At 51.2% G+C, this 18,786-nt stretch carries 10 protein-coding genes, 3 tRNA genes and 3 rRNA genes; 6 read left to right on the forward strand and 10 right to left on the reverse strand.

Translation table 11 applies throughout. From position 1 onward, the window contains the following. Window positions 1-20 precede the first annotated feature (20 nt). Window positions 21-111 (forward strand) — tRNA-Ser (locus PJU73_RS05525). Between the two features lie 583 nt (window positions 112-694). Here PJU73_RS05525 and PJU73_RS05530 read toward each other — a convergent pair. Continuing rightward, window positions 695-2,683, reverse strand: coding sequence for a DNA topoisomerase IV subunit B (locus PJU73_RS05530; protein WP_237091495.1), 1,989 nt, complete (start codon window positions 2,681-2,683; stop codon window positions 695-697). A gap of 103 nt (window positions 2,684-2,786) precedes the next feature. Beyond that, window positions 2,787-3,335 (reverse strand): RNA pyrophosphohydrolase, encoded by a 549-nt coding sequence (locus PJU73_RS05535; protein ID WP_237091494.1) that lies wholly within the window; start codon window positions 3,333-3,335, stop codon window positions 2,787-2,789. Window positions 3,336-3,807: 472 nt separating this feature from the next. Here PJU73_RS05535 and PJU73_RS05540 point away from each other — a divergent pair, with 472 nt between their 5' ends. Next, window positions 3,808-4,953: an extracellular solute-binding protein gene (locus tag PJU73_RS05540; protein WP_237091493.1), complete on the forward strand. Its 1,146-nt coding sequence runs from the start codon at window positions 3,808-3,810 to the stop codon at window positions 4,951-4,953. A gap of 264 nt (window positions 4,954-5,217) precedes the next feature. On the opposite strand, the gene PJU73_RS05545 is transcribed toward PJU73_RS05540, so the two are convergent. From PJU73_RS05545 to PJU73_RS05570, 6 genes are all read right to left on the reverse strand, one after another. Then, window positions 5,218-5,505, reverse strand: coding sequence for a ComEA family DNA-binding protein (locus PJU73_RS05545; RefSeq protein ID WP_237091492.1), 288 nt, complete (start codon window positions 5,503-5,505; stop codon window positions 5,218-5,220). A gap of 158 nt (window positions 5,506-5,663) precedes the next feature. Further along, a 5S ribosomal RNA gene (rrf, locus tag PJU73_RS05550) occupies window positions 5,664-5,777 on the reverse strand. 120 nt (window positions 5,778-5,897) lie between these two features. Further along, a 23S ribosomal RNA gene (locus PJU73_RS05555) occupies window positions 5,898-8,782 on the reverse strand. Window positions 8,783-9,156: 374 nt separating this feature from the next. Further along, a tRNA-Ala gene (locus PJU73_RS05560) sits at window positions 9,157-9,232 on the reverse strand. 5 nt (window positions 9,233-9,237) lie between these two features. Then, window positions 9,238-9,314, reverse strand: a tRNA-Ile gene (locus PJU73_RS05565). Between the two features lie 94 nt (window positions 9,315-9,408). Continuing rightward, a 16S ribosomal RNA gene (locus PJU73_RS05570) occupies window positions 9,409-10,949 on the reverse strand. The 16S, 23S and 5S rRNA genes sit together here with 2 tRNA genes alongside, the layout of an rRNA operon. Window positions 10,950-11,579: 630 nt before the next feature. On the opposite strand from PJU73_RS05570, the gene thrB reads away from it, so the two are divergent. Continuing rightward, complete coding sequence (thrB, locus tag PJU73_RS05575) at window positions 11,580-12,506, forward strand: homoserine kinase (RefSeq protein ID WP_237091390.1); 927 nt, start codon at window positions 11,580-11,582, stop codon at window positions 12,504-12,506. Window positions 12,507-12,578: 72 nt separating this feature from the next. On the opposite strand, the gene PJU73_RS05580 is transcribed toward thrB, so the two are convergent. Both PJU73_RS05580 and PJU73_RS05585 read right to left on the reverse strand, forming a co-directional pair. After that, complete coding sequence (locus tag PJU73_RS05580; protein ID WP_371871503.1) at window positions 12,579-14,450, reverse strand: lytic transglycosylase domain-containing protein; 1,872 nt, start codon at window positions 14,448-14,450, stop codon at window positions 12,579-12,581. Window positions 14,451-14,573: 123 nt separating this feature from the next. Then, a complete protein-coding gene (locus PJU73_RS05585) occupies window positions 14,574-15,134 on the reverse strand; it encodes an adenine phosphoribosyltransferase (protein WP_237091391.1) in 561 nt (186 codons plus the stop codon). 135 nt (window positions 15,135-15,269) lie between these two features. On the opposite strand from PJU73_RS05585, the gene gmk reads away from it, so the two are divergent. The 3 genes from gmk (at window position 15,270) to PJU73_RS05600 (ending at window position 18,336) form a co-directional block, all read left to right on the forward strand. After that, window positions 15,270-15,887: a guanylate kinase gene (gene gmk / locus PJU73_RS05590; protein ID WP_237091392.1), complete on the forward strand. Its 618-nt coding sequence runs from the start codon at window positions 15,270-15,272 to the stop codon at window positions 15,885-15,887. 62 nt (window positions 15,888-15,949) lie between these two features. Further along, on the forward strand, window positions 15,950-16,156 hold the full coding sequence (gene rpoZ / locus PJU73_RS05595) for a DNA-directed RNA polymerase subunit omega (RefSeq protein ID WP_237091393.1): 207 nt from the start codon (window positions 15,950-15,952) through the stop codon (window positions 16,154-16,156). Between the two features lie 23 nt (window positions 16,157-16,179). Beyond that, complete coding sequence (locus tag PJU73_RS05600) at window positions 16,180-18,336, forward strand: RelA/SpoT family protein (RefSeq protein WP_237091394.1); 2,157 nt, start codon at window positions 16,180-16,182, stop codon at window positions 18,334-18,336. Window positions 18,337-18,786: the final 450 nt, after the last annotated feature.

An 18,786-nucleotide genomic window follows, 5' to 3' on the forward strand; every position in this document is an offset into this window, starting at 1 on the left:
TCCACTATAAAATCAAACACAGAGAGGTGGATGAGTGGTTTAAGTCGCACGCCTGGAAAGTGTGTATACGTTAATAGCGTATCGAGGGTTCGAATCCCTTCCTCTCTGCCACAAACCAATCCCAAGCTGCTATGGCTTGGGATTTTTTATTGCTTTTTTCTCTGAAAATTTCCTGCATTATCTTCTCCGAAATATGGTGAATTAACCGAAAAAATATAGTGAATTAACCAAAAAAATATTACAACCCAAGGGAATCACCCGTCCCGCCAGCGGGACAGGGAACGGCGTGTAGCGTGCTTGCCTAAGCATGCACGTGTTCTTTAAATTTCACATGAAAGCCGTCTGAAAACGAGTAAAGCGAGTTTCTGTGAAGCTGAAATCAGATTTTCAGACGGCTTCGGCATAAAACTCACAGAACAGGTGCGTGCTTTGGCAAGCACCCTACAATTATCGGATTAAATTGTATGGATTATTAAGTGGATCCACTATATCACAGTATAACAAGCCGCCCTTCCCATACAGAACAGAGAACAATTCGCAGGGTAGCGAAACTTGTTACCCAATCATATACAGACCATCATCAGCTTGCCGATTTGTGCAGAAAATTAAGTATTGCTACTAAAATAAAACAGCAAGGCCGTCTGAAAATCGGATTTTCAGACGGCCTCGTTTTCCATCATTCTGCCAAACTTGCTTAAATATCCACTTCCGCTTTGTCGCCCTCGGCTTCCATCCAAGCGCGGCGGCTGGCGGCTTCGCCTTTGCCCATCAGTTTGACAAAAATATCGCGGGTTTCTTCAACAGCCGTTTCGGGGATTTGCACCTGCAGCAGGCGGCGGGTGTCGGGGTCCATGGTGGTGTCTTTGAGCTGGTCGGGATTCATTTCGCCCAAGCCTTTGAAGCGGCTGATGCTGTATGCTGTTTCTTTTACGCCTTCCAGTTTCAGGCGTTCGAGAATGCCGTCCAATTCGTTTTGGTCAAGGGCGTAGAGCTTGCGTGCCGGTTTGCTTTTGCCTTGTGCGTTGACATCGACACGGAACAGCGGCGGCTGGGCAACGTAGATATGCCCGTTGGCAATCAGTTGCGGGAAATGGCGGTAAAACAGGGTCAGCAGCAAGACTTGGATATGCGAACCGTCCACATCGGCATCAGACAAAATGGCGATTTTGCCGTAACGCAGGCCGCTTAAATCGGGACTGTCGGTAACGCCGTGAGGATCAACGCCGATGGCGACGGAAATATCGTGGATTTCGGCATTGCCGAACAGTTGGTCTTGGTGGACTTCAAAACTGTTCAACACTTTGCCCCGCAGCGGCAAAATGGCTTGGGTGGCTTTGTTGCGTGCCAGTTTTGCCGAACCGCCTGCCGAATCCCCTTCGACCAGAAACAGTTCGTTTTCCCGAATATCTTCGCTTTCGCAATCGGTCAGTTTGCCCGGCAACACGGCCACACCCGAGCCTTTTTTCTTTTCGATTTTTTTTACCGAACGCATCCGTGCCTGTGCCTGACGAATCGCCAGTTCAGCAATTTTTTTGCCGTATTCGACATTTTGGTTGAGCCATAATTCAATCGGATCACCGGCAACGGCTGCGACCAGTTTCAGCGTATCTCGGTTAGTCAGTTTGTCTTTGGTCTGGCCTTGAAACTGCGGGTCAAGCACTCTGGCGGACAAGACAAACGCTGTTTTGCCGAACACATCATCGCTCTGCACTTTCACGCCGCGCGGCAACAGGTTGTGTAAGGTAATGAAATTATTGACGGCATTAAACACTGCCTGTTTCAAACCGGCTTCGTGTGTGCCGCCAAGCGGCGTGGGAATCAGATTGACATAGCTTTCGCTGGCGCACGAACCTTCTTCCAGCCATGTCAATGCAAATGCTGCCCCCTCGCCGACGCTGAAGTCGCTTTCATGGCCGTCTGAAATATAGTTTTCACAGGAAAATACCGGCACAGCTTCCTGAGCTTCGCCGATTAAGGCGGTCAGATAGCTTTTCAGACCGTCGGGATAATGCCACACCTGTACCAGCGGTTCGCTCTGCCCTTTTTGCGGACGGGTCAGGCGGACGGTAATGCCGGGCAACAATACGGCTTTGGCACGCAGCAGGCGTTCCAGCTCGGGAATGCTGTAATCCACCTGCTCGAAATACGAACTGTCGGGCCAGACACGGATTTCACTGCCGGTTTCTTTTTTCGGACATTTGCCGATAACGCTCAACGGCTCGACAACATCGCCGCCGGAAAACACGATGCGGCTAATTTGCCCGTCCCGCTTAACGGTTACTTCCAAGCGTTTCGACAATGCGTTGGTAACGGACACGCCCACGCCGTGCAAACCGCCGGAAAAAGAATAGGCACTGCCGCCGTCTTTCTTGTTGAACTTGCCGCCGGCATGAAGGCGGGTGAAAACCAGTTCCACCACCGGAACGCCTTCCTGCGGGTGGATACCGGTGGGAATACCCCGCCCGTTGTCCCGTACCGACAGCGAACCGTCTTCGTGAATCACAACGTCCACTTCGGTGGCAAAGCCCGCCAATGCTTCATCGGTGGCATTGTCAATTACTTCCTGACAGATATGGGTCGGGCTGTCGGTGCGGGTGTACATGCCCGGCCGCTCTTTTACCGGCTCTAAGCCTTTTAAGACGGTAATGCTGGATTCGCTGTATTGTTGGTTTTGATCAGTCATGGCGCAATGCTTTGCTGGCGTTAATCGGAAAATAGGCGGAAACGTGCCGCCTCAGAAATCAAACAACGCTTTCAGACGGCCTAAAAGCGTTGCGGTAAGTTTGCTATTTTACAGGTAAATCCGGTTGGCGGGCGGCATATTGGCCGTAACTTTCCAACTCGGGCAAAAAGCGGGAAAGCTCGCTCAATGCACCCAAATAAACGTTGCGTTTGAAATCGATAACTTCATCGACCGGCGCCCAATATTCGTGCCAGCGCCAACCGTCGAATTCGGGGTGGTGGCTGGCCCGCAGATTGACATCGCTTTCCCGCCCGACCAGCCGCAGCAAATACCAAATCTGCTTCTGCCCGCGGTACGAACCCCGCCACTCCCGCCGCACCCAATGGCTCGGTACATCATAACGCAGCCAGTCTCGGGTACGCCCCAAAATCTTCACATGCTGCGGCAACAGGCCGACTTCTTCCAAAAGCTCGCGGTACATCGCCGTTTCAGGGCTTTCGCCCGGTTTGATGCCGCCCTGCGGAAACTGCCACGAATATTCGCGCACCCGCTTGCCCCAAAATACTTCGTTGCGACTGTTTGTCAGAATAATACCGACATTGGGGCGATAGCCTTCTCTGTCTAACACGGGTCGCCCTTCCAAGAAATTCAATCCTGCGATTTTCCCACAAATCAACCTGTTTTGACAAATCCTGAAGCCGCCAAAATCCTGTCTGTTTGCAGATTTTCGGCAACGCTGCAGAAAAAAGGTGCAGATTTTTTTGTTTATGATGAAAAACCTAGCGCAAGGCCGTCTGAAAACTGCTGTTTTTTACCGCTTAAGGTCTTGCATTTACAAGGCTTTTGCCGTTTAATGCGAACTTGCTGAATCAAGGGCGGTATTTTACGGTTATAGTCAATTCACTATATTAAAAGTAGTACAAAGCGGCGAACCGAAGACAGTACAGGTAGTACGGCAAGGCGAGCCAACGCAGTAATACTTTTAAAGTAAATCCACTATATCATGCCGCCCCCACAGTTTCCCTTTTGTATGTGGCGCTCTGCCACCGCTGCAATTTTATCTACCCAAGCAATGCCGCCCGCACCTGCGCCGACGGCAATCCCTAGACAAAAGGACTGTATTCATGAAAAAAACTTTGATTGCAGCGACACTCTGTGCCATGGTTTTAGCCGCCTGCGGCAAAGAAACCGCTCAAGAAACTGCCGAAGACCAACCCCACCAAGCCGCTGCGCCTGCCCGTTCCGGTGAATTAAACATCTACAACTGGTCGGATTATGTCGATCCGCAAACGCTGGCGGCGTTTGAACAAAACAACAGCATCAACGTCCGCTACGATTACTACGACAGCAACGAAGCCTTGGAAGCCAAACTGCTGACCGGCAAATCGGGCTACGACCTCGTTGCTCCGTCGATTTCCAATGTCGGCCGCCAAATCAAAGCCGGCGCTTATCAGAAAATCGACAAAAGCCAGCTTTCCAATTACAGCAATATCGACCCCGATCTGCTCAATATGATGGCAAGCGTCGATCCGGGCAACCAATATGCCGTGCCGTATTTCTGGGGCATGAACACCCTTGCCATCAACCAAGACTTGGTGAAAAAAGCACTGGGTAGCGAGCAGTTGCCGGAAAATGAATGGGACTTGGTGTTCAACCCTGAATATACCGCCAAACTGAAATCCTGCGGCATCAGCTATTTCGACAGCGCCACCGAACAAATTCCACTGGCGCTGCACTATTTAGGTAAAGACCCCAACAGCGAAAACCCCGACGACATCAAAGCCGCTGTCGAAATGATGAAAAAAGTGCGTCCCGACATCAAACGCTTTACCTCGTCAGGCTATATCGACGATATGGCCAGCGGCAACCTCTGCGTCGCCATCGGCTACGGCGGCGATTTAAACATCGCCAAAACCCGTGCCGAAGATGCAAAAAACGGCATCCATATCAAAGTATTGACCCCGTCCAACGGCGTAGGCATCTGGGTAGATTCATTTATGATTCCACGAGATGCCGACAACGTTGCCAATGCCCACAAATACATCAACCATACACTGGAAGCCAAAACCGCTGCCCAAAACGGCAACTTCGTTACCTACGCTCCCGCCAGCCAACCGGCACGCAAACTGATGGAACCCCGCTACGCCGATGATCCGTCCATCTTCCCAAGCAAAGAACTGATGGCAAAAAGTTTCGTTATTTCACCGAAATCCTCCGACATCAGCAAACTCAGCGTCCGCCTGTGGCAAAACCTGAAAATGAGTCAATAATTTGGGAGTAAATGAAATTTGAGACTTTTGTGATAAAGGTTTTAGAAATTTCTACAAATAACCCGTTCTATCATTATGTAAAACCGACCAATCGTTTTTAAATGATTGGCCGGTTTTTTGATTCCTCATAACCCCTCAAGCAGCCCAGCAATCCCCATTTTCCAGACGTCCCCCCTTTGTGGCAACGCAAAGCCGCCCGGGCTGTATAGTCCGGACGGCTTTACATTACGGTTTGATATTCCGGCGTTTACCCCGCCACCCTTCCTACTTTTTCAAAGCAGGGCCGGCCTTTTTAGCAGGCGGGGTGGAAGTAACGGCCTCCCCTTTCAGTTTCGAGAAGATGCCCTCCCCGATGCCTTTGACGTTTTTCAGCTCTTCGGGGGATTTGAACGCACCGTTGAGTTTGCGGTACTCTACAATGGCTTTTGCTTTGGCCGGGCCGATGCCGGGTAAGGCAGTCAGTTCGGTTTCGGAAGCGGTGTTGATGTTGACGGCTGCGGCGGCAAATGCGGTGGCAAGCATCAGTGCGGCTGCGGTAAGCAGTTTTTTCATGGTTTTTCTCCTTTGTGTGGGTTGTTTTGATTTGATGATACGGATTTTTTTGCAGCGGTTCAAGTTTTGGTGATGGGTTTTGGGGATTTGCTGTATCGTTTTGAGTGTTTATCAAATGAAGTAAGCCCCCGAGGAATCCTCAGGGGCTTGGAATGGGTGTTTGGCGGTGACCTACTTTCACATGGAAGAACCATACTATCATCGGCGCTGAGTCGTTTCACGGTCCTGTTCGGGATGGGAAGGCGTGGGACCAACTCGCTATGGCCGCCAAACTTAAACTGTACAAATTGTTAAGCCGTTATGCAGTTTCCTGCAGTTATTTATTGTTTAATCAACTGTTGGTGATGATTGAATCATCAGTAAGCTTTTATCTTTGAAGTTCTTCAAATGATAGAGTCAAGCCTCACGAGCAATTAGTATGGGTTAGCTTCATGCGTTACCGCACTTCCACACCCCACCTATCAACGTCCTGGTCTCGAACGACTCTTTAGGAGGATTAAATCCTCAGGGAAGTCTCATCTTCAGGCGAGTTTCGCGCTTAGATGCTTTCAGCGCTTATCTCTTCCGAACTTAGCTACCCGGCGATGCGACTGGCGTCACAACCGGTACACCAGAGGTTCGTCCACTCCGGTCCTCTCGTACTAGGAGCAGCCCCCGTCAAACTTCCAACGCCCACTGCAGATAGGGACCAAACTGTCTCACGACGTTTTAAACCCAGCTCACGTACCACTTTAAATGGCGAACAGCCATACCCTTGGGACCGACTACAGCCCCAGGATGTGATGAGCCGACATCGAGGTGCCAAACTCCGCCGTCGATATGAACTCTTGGGCGGAATCAGCCTGTTATCCCCGGAGTACCTTTTATCCGTTGAGCGATGGCCCTTCCATACAGAACCACCGGATCACTATGTCCTGCTTTCGCACCTGCTCGACTTGTCGGTCTCGCAGTTAAGCTACCTTTTGCCATTGCACTATCAGTCCGATTTCCGACCGGACCTAGGTAACCTTCGAACTCCTCCGTTACTCTTTGGGAGGAGACCGCCCCAGTCAAACTGCCTACCATGCACGGTCCCCGATCCGGATTACGGACCTGGGTTAGAACCTCAAAGACACCAGGGTGGTATTTCAAGGACGGCTCCACAGAGACTGGCGTCTCTGCTTCTAAGCCTCCCACCTATCCTACACAAGTGACTTCAAAGTCCAATGCAAAGCTACAGTAAAGGTTCACGGGGTCTTTCCGTCTAGCAGCGGGTAGATTGCATCTTCACAACCACTTCAACTTCGCTGAGTCTCGGGAGGAGACAGTGTGGCCATCGTTACGCCATTCGTGCGGGTCGGAACTTACCCGACAAGGAATTTCGCTACCTTAGGACCGTTATAGTTACGGCCGCCGTTTACTGGGGCTTCGATCCGATGCTCTCACATCTTCAATTAACCTTCCAGCACCGGGCAGGCGTCACACCCTATACGTCCACTTTCGTGTTAGCAGAGTGCTGTGTTTTTAATAAACAGTCGCAGCCACCTATTCTCTGCGACCCTCCAATGCTTACGCCGCAAGGGCTTAACATCGAAGGGCATACCTTCTCCCGAAGTTACGGTATCAATTTGCCGAGTTCCTTCTCCCGAGTTCTCTCAAGCGCCTTAGAATTCTCATCCTGCCCACCTGTGTCGGTTTGCGGTACGGTTCTGATTCAACTGAAGCTTAGTGGCTTTTCCTGGAAGCGTGGTATCGGTTACTTCGTGTCCGTAGACACTCGTCATCACTTCTCGGTGTTATGAAGACCCGGATTTGCCTAAGTCTTCCACCTACCGGCTTAAACAAACTATTCCAACAGTTTGCTAACCTAACCTTCTCCGTCCCCACATCGCATTGAATCAAAGTACAGGAATATTAACCTGTTTCCCATCGACTACGCATTTCTGCCTCGCCTTAGGGGCCGACTCACCCTACGCCGATGAACGTTGCGTAGGAAACCTTGGGCTTTCGGCGAGCGGGCTTTTCACCCGCTTTATCGCTACTCATGTCAACATTCGCACTTCTGATACCTCCAGCACACTTTACAATGCACCTTCTTCGGCCTACAGAACGCTCCCCTACCATACCTTACGGTATCCGCAGCTTCGGTTATAGATTTGAGCCCCGTTACATCTTCCGCGCAGGACGACTCGACCAGTGAGCTATTACGCTTTCTTTAAATGATGGCTGCTTCTAAGCCAACATCCTGGCTGTCTGGGCCTTCCCACTTCGTTTACCACTTAATCTATCATTTGGGACCTTAGCTGGCGGTCTGGGTTGTTTCCCTCTTGACAACGGACGTTAGCACCCGCTGTCTGTCTCCCGAGGAGCAACTTGATGGTATTCTTAGTTTGCCATGGGTTGGTAAGTTGCAATAACCCCCTAGCCATAACAGTGCTTTACCCCCATCAGTCTCATACTCGAGGCACTACCTAAATAGTTTTCGGGGAGAACCAGCTATCTCCGAGTTTGTTTAGCCTTTCACCCCTATCCACAGCTCATCCCCGCATTTTGCAACATGCGTGGGTTCGGACCTCCAGTGCGTGTTACCGCACCTTCATCCTGGCCATGGATAGATCACTCGGTTTCGGGTCTACACCCAGCAACTAGTCGCCCTATTAAGACTCGGTTTCCCTACGCCTCCCCTATCCGGTTAAGCTCGCTACTGAATGTAAGTCGTTGACCCATTATACAAAAGGTACGCAGTCACACCACAAGGATGCTCCCACTGTTTGTATGCATCAGGTTTCAGGTTCTATTTCACTCCCCTCCCGGGGTTCTTTTCGCCTTTCCCTCACGGTACTGGTTCACTATCGGTCGATGATGAGTATTTAGCCTTGGAGGATGGTCCCCCCATGTTCAGACAGGATTTCTCGTGTCCCGCCCTACTTGTCGTACGCTTAGTACCATTGATGAGATTTCGAATACGGGACTATCACCCACTATGGTCAAGCTTCCCAGCTTGTTCTTCTATCTCAACAATTATTACGTACAGGCTCCTCCGCGTTCGCTCGCCACTACTTGCGGAATCTCGGTTGATTTCTTTTCCTCCGGGTACTTAGATGGTTCAGTTCTCCGGGTTCGCTTCTCTTATCCTATGTATTCAGATAAGGATACACATTGCTGTGTGGGTTTCCCCATTCGGACATCACCGGATCATAGCTTTATTGCCAGCTCCCCGATGCTTTTCGCAGGCTTACACGTCCTTCGTCGCCTATCATCGCCAAGGCATCCACCTGATGCACTTATTCACTTGACTCTATCATTTCAAGAACCTCTTTGACTTCGCTTTGCTCCCGTTGACTAGGAAACTCGGCTTAAGGTTTTTACTTTGATAAAGCTTACTGCTTTGTTGTGTGTTGCTCCTGCCTTTTGTGTTTCAGGAGCAACTCGATACAATCATCACCCAAATACTGTGGTTTACTTCTTGGTAACGTTTAGTGTTTGCAAACATTAAACGTTAAAGTAAACCGACATTGTCTTTGTTTGTTGATTTCGGCTTTCCAATTTGTTAAAGATCGATGCGTTTGATATTGCTATTACTCCGCAAATCAAAATGAGCTGGGCATTCTATCAGCTTCCTATCTTTTGTCAATAGGATTCTGTTTCCCAACTTGCTTTGATTTGTGAAGTTGGTGGAGGCAAACGGGATCGAACCGATGACCCCCTGCTTGCAAAGCAGGTGCTCTACCAACTGAGCTATGCCCCCATTCTTGGTGGGTCTGGGAGGACTTGAACCTCCGACCCCACGCTTATCAAGCGTGTGCTCTAACCAGCTGAGCTACAAACCCAGATTTAACTCTTAAGCCTTCACTCAAGTGTTATCCGCATCTCTATCTACAGTTTACCGATAAGTGTGAGTGCTTAAAGCCTCTTCTTCTCTAGAAAGGAGGTGATCCAGCCGCAGGTTCCCCTACGGCTACCTTGTTACGACTTCACCCCAGTCATGAAGCATACCGTGGTAAGCGGCCTCCTTGCGGTTAGCCTACCTACTTCTGGTATCCCCCACTCCCATGGTGTGACGGGCGGTGTGTACAAGACCCGGGAACGTATTCACCGCAGTATGCTGACCTGCGATTACTAGCGATTCCGACTTCATGCACTCGAGTTGCAGAGTGCAATCCGGACTACGATCGGTTTTGTGAGATTGGCTCCACCTCGCGGCTTGGCTACCCTCTGTACCGACCATTGTATGACGTGTGAAGCCCTGGTCATAAGGGCCATGAGGACTTGACGTCATCCCCACCTTCCTCCGGCTTGTCACCGGCAGTCTCATTAGAGTGCCCAACTTAATGATGGCAACTAATGACAAGGGTTGCGCTCGTTGCGGGACTTAACCCAACATCTCACGACACGAGCTGACGACAGCCATGCAGCACCTGTGTTACGGCTCCCGAAGGCACTCCTCCGTCTCTGGAGGATTCCGTACATGTCAAGACCAGGTAAGGTTCTTCGCGTTGCATCGAATTAATCCACATCATCCACCGCTTGTGCGGGTCCCCGTCAATTCCTTTGAGTTTTAATCTTGCGACCGTACTCCCCAGGCGGTCAATTTCACGCGTTAGCTACGCTACTAAGCAATCAAGTTGCCCAACAGCTAATTGACATCGTTTAGGGCGTGGACTACCAGGGTATCTAATCCTGTTTGCTACCCACGCTTTCGAGCATGAACGTCAGTGTTATCCCAGGGGGCTGCCTTCGCCATCGGTATTCCTCCACATCTCTACGCATTTCACTGCTACACGTGGAATTCTACCCCCCTCTGACACACTCTAGTCAGCCAGTTCAAAACGCAGTTCCCAGGTTGAGCCCGGGGATTTCACATCTTGCTTAACTAACCGTCTGCGCTCGCTTTACGCCCAGTAATTCCGATTAACGCTCGCACCCTACGTATTACCGCGGCTGCTGGCACGTAGTTAGCCGGTGCTTATTCTTCAGGTACCGTCATATGCAGTCGATATTAGCAACTGCCCTTTCTTCCCTGACAAAAGTACTTTACAACCCGAAGGCCTTCTTCATACACGCGGCATGGCTGGATCAGGCTTGCGCCCATTGTCCAAAATTCCCCACTGCTGCCTCCCGTAGGAGTCTGGGCCGTGTCTCAGTCCCAGTGTGGCGGATCATCCTCTCAGACCCGCTACTGATCGTCGCCTTGGTAGGCCTTTACCCCACCAACTAGCTAATCAGATATTGGCCGCTCGAATAACGCAAGGCCCGAAGGTCCCCTGCTTTCCTCCTCAGAGCGTATGCGGTATTAGCTAATCTTTCGATTAGTTATCCCCCATTACTCGGTACGTTCCAATATGTTACTCACCCGTTCGCCACTCGCCACCCAAGAAGCAAGCTTCTCTGTGCTGCCGTCCGACTTGCATGTGTAAAGCATGCCGCCAGCGTTCAATCTGAGCCAGGATCAAACTCTTATGTTTAATCTCTAACTTTTTTAACTTCTGGTCTGCTTCAAAGAAACTGACAAGTCAATGTTAAAACATTTGTCTTGTCTGTCTTTTCAACAGTGTGAGGCTTTATGCACTCACACTTATCGGTAATCTGTCTGTTAAAGAGCGAAAACGAATTATCAGACTATTTTTCTTCGCTGTCAACTTTTTTCATCGAAATCTCTTTCAATCAATCCGGCCAACTGCTATAATCTTCTGTTCGTCTTTTTCTTCACCGCCGAAGCAGCGAAGAACCGAACTATACCCCTCCCAACCAAACCAGTCAACACCAAAAATCGACTTTTCGCAGACAAAATCTGCAAATGCCTATCGCTAAAGGAAATTTTGTTTGAAGATTTTTGAAGTTTTTTCTGAAAAAAGAAATTCCCCTCTGCTCTAAATCAAACAGTAAAACTTAGGCCGTCTGAAAATCGGGGTTTTTCAGACGGCCTAATCAAAAATTACTGCCTCAAATATAAAATCCTTGTTTCGCTGCCCTGCCGACTTCTAATGCTTTGTTTCCTTTCGTGCCGTGTTTTTTGGTATGATGGCGTTATTCTTAAAACATCTGCCGCCGATTTGGCGGCATCTTGATTATCTTTTGATTCAGGCGTTGTGATTATGTCCGTTTATACCCATGTATCCGATGAGGCGATCCGTTCTTTTCTGACCCATTATGATTTGGGGGAATTTGTGTCCTTGCAGGGCATTGCTCAGGGGATTACCAACAGCAATTATTTTTTGACTACTTCAACCGGCCGTTATGTATTGACGGTTTTTGAAGTATTAAAACAGGAAGAATTGCCTTTTTTCTTGGAACTGAACCAGCATTTAAGTGAAAACGGGGTTGCCTGTGCTGCGCCGGTTGCCAGAACGGACGGGCGTTTGGATTCGGAACTGGAAGGCAAACCCGCCTGTGTGGTTGCCTGCTTGAGCGGTGCGGATACCAGCTGGGCAACGGAAAAGCAGTGTTTCAATACCGGCGCTATGCTGGCCAAAATGCACTTAGCCGGACAAAGTTTTCCGCTGGCGATGGATAATCCCCGTGCCGAAAAATGGTGGCGGGAAGCCTTTGTTCAGCTCGAACCGGTTTTGGAAACCGATGATGCAGCACTGTTGAAAGACGAAATTGCGTTTTTGGACAACCACCCTGCCGATCATCTGCCGTCCGGCATTATTCATGCGGATTTGTTTAAAGACAATGTGTTGCTCGATGGGGAAAACGTCGCCGGATTTATTGATTTTTATTATGCCTGCAACGGCAATTTTATGTATGACTTGGCGGTGGCGGTCAATGACTGGGCGAGAACGGCGGACAATAAACTGGATTCGGCATTAAAAGATGCCTTTATCCGAGGCTATGAATCCGTACGACCGATTTCGGAAGCGGAACGCTCTTATCTGCCGGTGGCGCACCGTGCCGGCTGCATCCGTTTTTGGGTTTCCCGCCTGCTGGACTTCCATTTCCCGACTTCGGGTGAAATGACGTTTATTAAAGACCCGAACGCTTTCCGGGATTTGCTGCTGACTTTCCGCAACGCAGTATAGCAAATCCGCTTTAAACCCAAAGGCCGTCTGAAAATCGATTTTCAGACGGCCTGTTTTATCTACCCGTAGCGATTATTTTGCCGGAATTACGCCCATGCGTTGTTTGAGCGAGGTTTTGGGTTCGTTGAACAGTGAAGCGTAGTAAGTGGCGTTGGCCATTACTTTTTTCACATAATCACGGGTTTCGTCAAACGGTATGGTTTCGGCGTAGATTGCGCCTTCAAGCGGAATATCTGCCTGCCAGTTGCGGGCGCGGCCGGGGCCGGCGTTGTAGCCTGCGGTCGCCATGACTTCGTTATTCTGCAAGCGGCGGCGGGCATCGGCCATATACCATGTTCCCATGCGGATATTGCCCTCGGTTGTATAAAGTTCGCTGCTGCTCATGCCGATTTTGGAAGCGATTTCCCGTGCGGTGGCGGGCATGACCTGCATCAGTCCTTGTGCGCCGACGCTGGATTGCGCCCCCATCACGAAGCGGCTTTCCTGACGGATCAAGCCATACACCCAAGCCGGATCAACACCAGCCAAAGAAGCGTAGCGGACGGTGGTGTCTTTAAACGGCGACAGGTAACGCAGTTGGTAATTGAGTTTGTGGTCGGTGCGGTCGGCGCTGTTGATCGCCATATCGTAAAACTGATGATCGTAGGCGACTTGGGCGGCGGTCAGCAGATGATCTTCGCTGAATCCCCGTGTGGCAAAACGCCATTCTGCCTGCGCTTGGCGGCGCATTTTGGCATCGCCGTTTAATTTACTGTTTTGAAACAGGGTCAATGAGCGTTTGATTGCGCCGTCGTTTGCCATGCGGCTGACTTCGCTGCGGGCTGCGTCGGCAACATTGTTTTGCGTGCTGACACGTCTGCCCAACTCTTCGCCCGCCATCAGGGCGTAGAAATTGCGGCCCGAAGCGGCGGCTTGTTCGTATAAAGGTCTGGCCCGGCTGTGATTGCCTTGGGCGGCGTAGCTGCGTGCCAACCAGTATTGCCAAGTCGGGTCTTTCTGCAACTTGGACGGCATGGCGGCAATCACGCCTGCCAATTCGTCCCAGCGTTGCAGACGCAATGCGGCACGGGCATACCATTCGAGCTGCTCATCGCTTAATTGGCTACGGTCGGCGGCACGGCCGTAATAGCTCAAAGCGATCGCCATGTTTTGGTTTTTCGCCTGATAATGTCCCAACACGCCCCATGCAAAACTGCTTTGCGCACGGCTCAAACCGCCTTCCATTGCCGACAGCGTGGCGGCGGCCGAAGCCGATTTGCGGGCATCTTTGCCGATAACGCTTAATAATGAATATTCCTGCGCACCTTGTCCGCCACCGTCAAACGGGCTGCCCAAGGCGGCTGCCAGATTGCGGGCATCGGTGGTTTGGCTGTTGCTCAACAAGCCCCGCACCCGCCGCCATGCAGCGTCCGAATTCAGACGGCCTGCCGCTGCTGCGGCTTCTACCAAGCGGGTGCAGCCCGGTGCCAAGCGTTTGGTTTCCTGCACCAAATCGGCCGCCATGCTGTAATCCCCGCTGTTTAAGGCGGCGTAACACTGCACTTCCTGCGAGCGGCCGGCGGCTTCCAGTTTGCGGTATTCCTGTTGGAACGTTGCCCACTGTCCCCGCAAAGCCAGACTTTTCAGCCATTCGTTGCGCACGCTCTCGGCCATGGCACTGTTGCCTGCCTGCGCCAAAAACTGTTGCGCCGTCATATCGTCGCCGCGTTTGGCGGCATCGAAGGCCGTCTGAAAAAAAGCATAATCGGCCAAGGTTTTGGCTTCGCTTTCAGCAGCACGGGACGGCACGGGCGCAACCGCAGTCGGGCCCGCATTGGAAGCGGCCGCAGAAGCCGCCGGTTCGGCCGGTTGGTTGGAAGACGAGCAGGCGGAAATCAGCGCCGCCGCCAAGATTGCGAGCGGCCACGAATGTGTCTGTTTGGTCATCATCGGTTTGTTCTTCATCATATCCGTTTCAAAAACAATTCCGCCAATCTTAAACGATTGGCGGACAATCTTCATCTGTTCCAACGCTTTTTTACATTTTCAGACGGCCTTGAGGGTCTTGTCTGCGAACAATATCCGGCGTTACATACAGCCTTCGTTTTGGCACAGGGTAAACAGCGGCACGCCGCTTTCACGGATTTTTTTGCCGCCGTCCAAATCGGTAAATTCCAAAATCGCCGCCACTTCGATAATATCGCCGCCCAAACGGCGGATCAGTTCCATACCCGCCATCATGGTGCCGCCGGTTGCCACCAAATCGTCCACCAGCAGCACACGGTCGCCCTTGCCGATGGCATCGGTATGGATTTCCACCGTTGCTTCGCCGTATTCCAAAGCATAGCTTTGCGATACAGTATCAAACGGCAATTTGCCTTTTTTGCGGATCGGCACAAAGCCGACATTCAGCTGATACGCCAGCGCCGCACCGATAATAAAACCCCGTGCGTCCAAACCCGCCACTACATCGATTTTTTGTCCCATATAGCGGTACACCATCAAATCGACCAGCAGACGGAAATATTCGGCACTCTGCAAAACCGGCGTAATATCGTGAAACAAAATGCCTTTTTGCGGCCAGTTTTCGATTTTGCGGATTTTTTCCGCCAACACATTCACACCCACCGCTTCCGGATGAACCAACATTTTTATTGTCCTAATAACAGTCAAACGGTTGATTGTAACAAATTTATGCCGTTTGTGGCGAAGCCGTCTGAAAATCGAAAAGCACACACAGCTGTGATATAATGCGGGATAAAATTTTTCTATGGCAAACCGATTATGCAAAACCCAGAAAAAGGCAATATTTTCATCATTTCCGCCGCCTCCGGCACCGGCAAAACCACGCTGGTTTCCCGATTGCTGCAAAACCACAACACGCTGCGGGTTTCCGTATCCCACACCACCCGTGCGCCCCGCACCGGCGAAGAAAACGGCGTGCATTACCACTTCGTTTCCAAAGAAGAATTCGAACGCCTGATTGCAGCAAATGCCTTTTTGGAACACGCCGACGTGTTCGGTAACTATTACGGCACCGGCATCGAAAGCGTGCAATCGCTTTGCGCACAAGGCTTTGATGTGATTCTCGAAATCGATGTCCAAGGGGCGGAACAGGTCCGCCGCAAACTGCCCGAAGCCTGCAGCATTTTCATTCTGCCGCCTTCCGCCGAAACTCTGGCGCAACGCCTGAAAGGGCGGGCAACCGACAGCGAAGATGTGATTCAGACCCGTCTGGCGAAAGCCCGCCACGAAATCAGCCGCTCGGTCGATTTCGACTATGTCGTTATCAACGACCAACTCGACACCGCCGAAGCCGAGCTATACGCCGTTATCCGCTCACGCCGTCTGAAAACGGCGGCTCAATCGGCATTTATCGAGAATCTATTGGACAATTTCTAAAAAACAGCGAAAATAATATTTTTTCCGTTTCCCTTTCATTTCAACACAAGCGAGTAAACAATATGGCACGCATTACCACTGAAGACTGCACCGGCAAAATCCCCAACCACTTCGACCTGACACTGGTCGCCGCCCGCCGCGCCCGCCAGCTCGAAACCGGCAACACCCCTCTGGTTGACGATATCCGCAACAACAAACCGACCGTAACCGCTCTGCGCGAAATCGCCGCCGGCCATATCGGTACCGAACTCTTGTCGCGCAACAAATAACCTGAGCAGGAGGCCGTCTGAAAATGCCAGCCCCATTACCCACCGCCCCATACGATCCGCTGACCGCCAAAGAGCGGGAACTGCTGTTCCGCGCCGCCGCCTATCTGAATCCGCAGGAGTCGGCCGAGCTGGAAAAAGCCGTTGCCTATGCGTTTCACGCCCACGACGGACAAACCCGTAAAAGCGGCGAGCCTTACATTACCCACCCGATTGCCGTTGCCACCCAACTGGCCATCTGGCACATGGATATCCAAGGCTTGTGCGCCGGTGTGATGCACGACGTATTGGAAGACACCGGCGTAACCAAAACCGAAATGGCGGCAAATTTCGGCGAAATCATCGCCGAAATGGTGGACGGCCTCTCCAAGCTGGAAAAACTCAAATTCGAAGACCATGCCGAACATCAGGCGGAAAGTTTCCGCAAACTGATTCTCGCCATGACCAAAGACGTGCGGGTGATTATCGTCAAACTCGCCGACCGTCTGCACAATATGCGCACTCTAGGCTCGATGCGTCCCGACAAACGCCGCCGCATTGCCAAAGAAACGCTGGAAATCTACGCCCAAATCGCCAACCGTATCGGCCTGAACAATGCTTATCAGGAACTGCAGGACTTATCGTTTCAAAATCTGCACCCGAAACGCTACGAAACCCTGCAAAAAGCCATGAACAACAGCCGCAAAAACCGCCGCGACGTTGCCGGCAAGGTTTTGCGTGCGTTCGGACAGCGGCTGGTCAGCGCCAATATCGAAGCCAAAATCAAAGGGCGCGAAAAAAACCTCTACAGCATTCACCAAAAAATGCTGGCCAAAAAACTGCGTTTTGCCGAAGTGATGGACATCTACGGCTTTCGGGTCATTGTCAACAGCATACCCGCCTGTTACGCCGCACTGGGTGCTTTGCACAATCTCTACCAGCCCAAACCCGGCCGTTTCAAAGACTACATCGCCATTCCGAAAAGCAACGGCTACCAAAGCCTGCACACCACGCTGGTCGGCCCGTACGGCCTGCCGATTGAAGTGCAGATCCGCACCCGTGAAATGGACGCTGTCGCCGAAGGCGGCGTGGCCGGACACTGGATCGACAAATCCGGCCGCCACACCACCGATCAGGCGATGCTGCACACCAACCGCTGGCTGAAAACCATTTTGGATTTACAGGCCAGCAGCGCCAATGCCATCGAATTTTTGGAACACGTCAAAGTCGATCTGTTCCCGAACGAAATCTACGTTCTCACCCCCAAAGGCAAAATCCTCACCCTGCCCAAAGGTGCAACCCCGATTGATTTTGCCTATACCGTGCATACCGACATCGGACACAAAACCGTCGCCGCACGCATCAACAATACCATGATGCCGCTGCGTACCAAGCTCAAAACCGGCGATTCGGTGGAAATCATCACTTCCGAACACGCCAAACCGAATCCGACTTGGCTCAGTTTTGCCGTATCCGGCCGCGCCCGCAGCGCCATCCGCCAATACATCAAAAACATGAACCGCCAAGATGCCATCGCCTTGGGCGAAAACCTGCTGCAAAAAGCCCTGTCCAGCCTGCTCCCGCAAGATGTGTTACTTTCAGACGGCCTCAGAGAAAAATACCTCTCCGAACTAAGCGGCCAAAACATCTCGTTTGAAGAGCTGCTCTACAATGTCGGTACCGGCAATACCCTGCCGGTTTCCGTGGCCATGCACATCGCCGAACTGGCGGGCGAACACTTCGGTAGCGAAGTCAAACTCAGCCCGGTCAAAGTCAACGGACAGGAAAGCGGCCGTATCCATCTGGCGGAATGCTGCCACCCGATTGCCGGCGATGCCATCCGAGCCGTCTTAATCAAAGACAAAGGCATGATTATCCATCGGGATACCTGCCCGACCCTGCTCAAAACCGCCCCCGAGCAGCAACTCGATGCCGATTGGGACAGCATCAACAACCAAAATTACCGTATCGGCCTGCATATTCAGTCCGAAGACACCCACGGCCTGCTGGCGCAAATGGCGCAAGCCATTTCCGGTGCAGGGGCGGATATTTCCTCGGTGGAAACCCCGTCCAAAACCCAAACCGGCACCGAAGGTTTTGTCGAGTTTCTATTTATGATTAAAACCAAAGACTTGGCGCAACTCAATCAAATTATTCATGATTTGCACACCATTCCGCACGTCCGCAAAGTGATTCGTGTGTAAACTTGATTGCGATATAGCGGGTTCAATTCAAAAGAGGACAAGGCGGCGAGCCGAAGACAGTACAGGTAGTACGGAACAGGTTTTGTCCGGATGGTTGTTTCATTCGGTTACAAAAACCGTTCTCTTTGAGCAAGGCGGGCCAACGCTGTGGTCTTTTGAAGTGAACCCGCTATAAAAATCTGCCAAACGGCAATCCGAACTAAAGACACGGATTGCCGTTTTTCATCTTCAACCATCAAAAATCTTGACAAACGCCTAAAAAATCACGCATAATCGCAAAATTCATTTATTTGCAAAGCAGCCGTTGTTGCTGCCTGATTAAAATTTGTTAGGAGGTGATGTTTTTCACCCCGGTGAGTGTCCCGCCCGCTTCAAGCAAAAGCGATACGCAAAACCCTATTTTTTAAACGAGGCCGTCTGAAAACCATCATCAGCCAACCATTATGCTGA

The organism is Neisseria lisongii (genome assembly GCF_028463985.1).
GTDB classification, from domain to species: Bacteria; Pseudomonadota; Gammaproteobacteria; order Burkholderiales; family Neisseriaceae; genus Neisseria; species Neisseria lisongii.